Raw genomic sequence first — 5,372 nt, forward strand, 5'->3', positions numbered from 1 at the left:
CTGAGTATGTCCAGGGTGAGGTTATATAGATAACAAATGTATTCAGGAACATGCTCGAAGTTATAACTTATAACTTTGAGCTTTAATTAAAGATTTAACTTGCAGTATGTACAGTTACTATTGCAAACAATTATTGACTAAAGGATTTAAAAGATGAGTACTAGTTTTAGAACATTTGAATTAGCAGATGACAATCTGTCTGCTAATGACGAAACAACTTTAACGATTGTGTTTGATACAATCGTTTTAGACTTTGATATTAATGATTTACTCCTAACTGGTGTAATCGTTAATGATTTTGCTACAACTGACAATGGACAAAGCTGGACTGGAACAGTGACAGCTTTACCTGATTTTAACGGACCTGCTAGAATAAGAATACAAGCTAATGAATATCTTAATGGCGAGACTCTTGAACCAGGTAACCGGTTTGATTTAGATTTCAATGTCGATACCACGCCGCCATTAGAGCCAGTTATTGAGCTTCCTGAACCGTCTGGACCAAATGGTGAGTACAATATTGGAGACGCCAATCCAGATGGTACGGTAACAGCGACCATAACGCTACCAACCTCAGACAATGAGTTTGAAACTACCAAACCTGGTGATATTCTAACCGTTAACGGTGTAGACTATCCGATTACTCAAGATATGATTGATAATGGGTTTGAGGTGGATGTTCTACCCGGACAACCAGTTATAGCTTCTATTACTGACGCAGCTGGTAATACTGGTACTGCCACCGATGTACCCGTAGCAGATGCAGATCTAATTGCGCCAGAAGCACCAACTGTCATCATTACAGAAGATGCTAATAACGATGGTAACATCAGCTATATTGAAAACGAAACGGATACAACGGATCAAGAAGGCAATATAAATTATCTTGTTACTGTCAGTCCAGATGCGGTAGTAGGTAATATTTTAACAGTGAATAGTGAAGAAGTTATTATAACTGAAGATATCATTAATAATGGATATCAAGCAAGCTTGCCACCAGTTGACGGACAAACTATTGAAGTTACAGCGACAGTTACTGATCAGGCGGGTAATGTATCCTCTGTAGCGACAGATACTGCCATTGTTGATTTAACGATTCCAGATGCAGACCCAATTTACCTATGGCATTTAGGATATAACCTAAATGATACTCAAGGTCCTTCTGACCATCGCGGTAAGTCTGGTGGAAAGTATGGCACTGATATCAATTATGACACAGGTATTTTAAATGACTATATCTATATTGGTTATGATGGCGTAGATGATCAAGGCAGCCTTATCGAATCACGTTGGGATGGCGATTTTGAAAGAGATATCGGTGATGGTAATACCGTATGGAAGATGGAAACTTATGCTGGTAATGACGTTGTACATATACGTGATGATCAAAATGGGTATACGGTAGCTTTATTGGGTAGTGGTAATGATACATACTATGTTCAAGGCGCATTAGATTCTAATCTTTATCAAGCTCAAAGTAACCCTGAAGCGCGTAGCTTTATCTTTACCGAAACTGGCGATGACACAGTAGTCATTGGTGGCAATGGAGAGGGCGAAGTTACTGGTTGGGGTGTTGATGGAGGTCGTATTTTCACAGGCAGTGGCAATGATGATGTGACCGTTTATGGTACCGTGGATGACGGCGGTGTCATTGATCTAGGTGCCGGTCGTAGCGATTATGCTAGCAGTAATACATTTGACGCAGCCAGCTCAATTGATGATGAAAGTGATTTCAATACGTTGAGCATTTCGAACAATATTGGTAGTGTTGCTGCTTATGATTTTGGTCATGTCTTTGGTGGGTTAGGTAACGATAGCGTGACCGTTGAGAATAATGTCCTCGGCTATAGCGTGATCGACCTAGGTGATGGAGCCAATACTATTAATATTGGTAACGATCTCTCTGGTAGAGCTCAAGTTCTAACAGGTAGTGGTGATGATACGCTTAACATAGCTGATGACATTCAATCCTATGCACAAGTTAATTTAGGTGATGGTAATAATATCATTACTATCGGCAGTTACGTAAAAGGAAACAGTACTATAACTACTGGTAGTGGTGCTGACCAATTGGATATTGCTCAATCTATCGGAGATCGTGCTTCAGTTTATTTAGGCGATGGTAATGATACCGTTACCATAGCGGATAATATTAACTATCAATCTAGTATAGATCTAGGCGCAGGGGATGATAAACTTTCTCTCACTGATATGAATGGTAATAGTCATATTGATGCTGGTGTAGGCGATGATGTTATAAATCTAGATACCATGCATTTCTATTCTTCAATGTTGTTGGGTGATGGTGATGATAGCTTATCTATTAATGGCATGCACAATAATAGCCAAGTTGATGCGGGTGCCGGTAATGACACTATTGCTTACTCTGGTGGGAAACTCAACGGATTTATAGCTGGGGGAGAGGGTATTGATACTTTGCAACTGACGTATGATGAAGATGATAGCTTGGTTAGTAGTTGGCTACATGAAACTAATGTCTCTTCTAAAGACTTCAGCGGCATTGAACTTATTGAAATGACTGGTCAAAATGCTGTTGATATCCGTTTTGAAGATTTAATGCAGGATGCGACTCGTGAGGGTGCGTTATATATTCAAGGCAATGACTTAAGTAAAGTAGATTTAGGGTCTACTAACTGGAATAGTGATGGTGCGGACAGGGCGAAATTTGATGATGCTACCACTGATGGTACTTGGGAGATAACCTCGAGTACAGTTGTAGAGGGCATCAACTATGATATTTACCATCATTCAGCTGCTGTTGATAATTCGCACGACGTTTATATTGAGCAAGGAATAGTTGTGATCTAACTATTTTGATACAGCCAGTTTTTGACGTGTAAGATGAATACTTATTACTCATTAAAATCTGGTTACGTTAAAAGTAAACCATTTATAAAAGCACTTCTAGTACAGCTAGGAGTGCTTTTTTGTGCAAGGATATTCAAGGCAACATCGCTCATAATTATCACTCCATAGTCAGCGAACTACTAAACGGTTACGGCGTTAACCACGTTAAGTCTACTCCCGTATTACTGGCTACTTGCACTCGATTGTCTGGTAACCATTTTAGACTTCTTTGACTATATCACTCTACCTATAAAGCACTAATTTTCTATTTATTTAGCTTAAAGCTCTATACATAATTATATATCTTAGGGGTTTATTCAATCAGTTTTTATAATGCATCTTCTAATTAAACCAAATAACTACTTGAATATACTGCACTTATAAGAATCATTTATCAGATACAATTATATTAATTTGTAAGATGTAATGCTTTGATAATTATATAGTTATCTAAAATTTTAAATAATATGTAAAAATTTTTCTTTAATAATTTCCAACTCATTAATTTATTACGATTAATGAATTTATTAGATTTACTAACTCTTTAATTAACTATAATTTATATTATGTATGTATTCTTTTTTATAAATTTTATTGATTGTTGGTTTTAATCTATTATAATGATTATGTAGTAGTTGAGTTTTTAAGTTTATTATAGGTTAATTTTCACCTTTAAATTGCCATGTTAGTTATTAACATTGACTTTTCTTACTTTAATAATAAACCTATATGCATTGATCCATTGTTGCTTATACCCCTTTAATATAATGGCTTACATATAGATTGTTGTTCTAGTCATTAACTTCATTTACTTCATTAGATTAAATAGGGTTTATAAGATGATATAAATTGGTTACAGAAATATAGTGATGTTAAATTAAATAAAATTTTTAATATATCAATTAATTGATTATAATCCTCAAAGTTTTTAATTCAATATAATTTCAAATAACCATTTATAAACTATAATTTTATTTTTAATGTTTAATTATTAAGACTTTATTTTTATGAAATAAAGATTAATAAAATCAGTATTTATGAAAGGTATTATAGGTTGTTTTAAATATTCTATGGCTATTTAATTATTTTATATAACTTTTATAAAACAATTAAAACAACCCATAACACTTTTACGTATAGAGATTAAACACAACTAAGGATGACACCAATGAAATACATTCAAGCCAAAAGACATCTTCGGACCTGTAGCCTAGTCACCTCCCTATGGGCGATTATGTTTGGAATAGGGTACACAGCAACAGCAGAAGACAGCATGCGTCAAGTAGACCATATAGGCTGGCACAAAACGGGTGACACCGCTTTTCAACCCATGAATGCCAGTGAACTAGCGGCAAATGAAACCAACCTCATCTTTGTACGTCCCCTAGACAACGACGGACTACAAACCAGTGCCAATATCGCCATTGACGGCCGATTCCAAGTCAGTCTACAACCAGGGCACTACTCACAAATACGTTACTGCAGTGGACAACACAACATCAGTGTCGCACCAACCGGACTTAAAACAAACGATCTCACCAACGCCTTTAGTCATCTCGTTGAATTCACCCCCCAAGAAAACTACTACATATACATTGACATTGATGACGCCACAGGCACACCGACGTTAAGCAAGCTTGAAGAAAGCGCCGCGCAGCAAATACTAAGCACCCAAAGCGAACAAACCCATCAAATCAGCCGTGTTGTTCGCGACTGTCCAGAGATAGTTGAGCCTGAGCCGCCGATTGTCATTGAAATAGACGAACCAATAAACCTAAAAGTATTGTTTGAATTTGACAAAGCCGTCATTCAGCCTGTATTCAACCCCCGCATCGAAGCGGTTGCAGACTATATGAAGAAATATCCAGACACCAGCACCGTCATTGAAGGTCACACCGACAGTATCGGAACAAACAGCTACAACATGGACTTATCAAAACGTCGCGCTGAAGCCGTTAAAAAAGAATTGGTTATGAAGTATGGCATCGCACCAAACCGATTAAGCACAGTAGGCTACGGAGAAAGCAGACCAGTAGACACCAACGCCACATCCGAAGGTCGTTACAACAACCGCCGCGTCGTTGCCACCGTAAGTGCTACTGAAGAATAAAGACACACTCAAAAATAAAAAGCGAATCCAAGGAATACAAAATGAAAACGATAATTGTAAAAGTAAATGATGCCGTACAAAGCATAGCCGAACATCAAGTTGTCACCAAAGACGGACAACCAACCGTCATCAAAGCCACAAACAAAGTAAACTATGAACTTATCGACACCTCGACGGGCCGAGCACCAGATCACATCATCACCAAACGTGTCGGTAAAGACTTACACGTATCCATAGAAGAAACCGGCCAAGACAGCGACCTTATAATAGAAGGTTATTATGACGAGGCTGAAAGTGCGCTCATAGGACTAGCAGAAGATGGCAGCTACTACTACTATGTACCAGATACCGGTGAAGTAGAAGACTTTGTCACAGAACTGGCCGCAGGTGACAG

The 5,372-nt window shown here is 37.7% G+C and carries 3 protein-coding genes; all 3 read left to right on the forward strand.

Going from position 1 to position 5,372, the window contains the following annotated elements:
- The first annotated feature begins 153 nt into the window (after positions 1 to 153).
- Positions 154 to 2,829, forward strand: a complete 2,676-nt coding sequence (locus tag AC2SLT_RS12935) for an Ig-like domain-containing protein (protein WP_486548064.1) — start codon at positions 154 to 156, stop codon at positions 2,827 to 2,829.
- Between the two features lie 1,207 nt (positions 2,830 to 4,036).
- The gene (locus tag AC2SLT_RS12940) at positions 4,037 to 4,978 is read left to right on the forward strand and encodes an OmpA family protein (protein ID WP_486548065.1); all 942 of its coding nucleotides are present in this window, start codon (positions 4,037 to 4,039) and stop codon (positions 4,976 to 4,978) included.
- Between the two features lie 41 nt (positions 4,979 to 5,019).
- On the forward strand, positions 5,020 to 5,372 hold a 353-nt coding region (locus AC2SLT_RS12945; protein ID WP_486548066.1), incomplete at its 3' end, for a hypothetical protein.

The sequence above is a fragment of the Psychrobacter sp. CX18 genome (assembly GCF_057396215.1).

What these genes read in the sequence shown, in the direction of transcription:
- AC2SLT_RS12935 (WP_486548064.1), top strand. Translation starts at nt 154, where the DNA reads ATGAGTACTAGTTTTAGAACATTTGAATTAGCAGATGACAATCTGTCT.
- AC2SLT_RS12940 (WP_486548065.1), top strand. Translation starts at nt 4,037, where the DNA reads ATGAAATACATTCAAGCCAAAAGACATCTTCGGACCTGTAGCCTAGTC.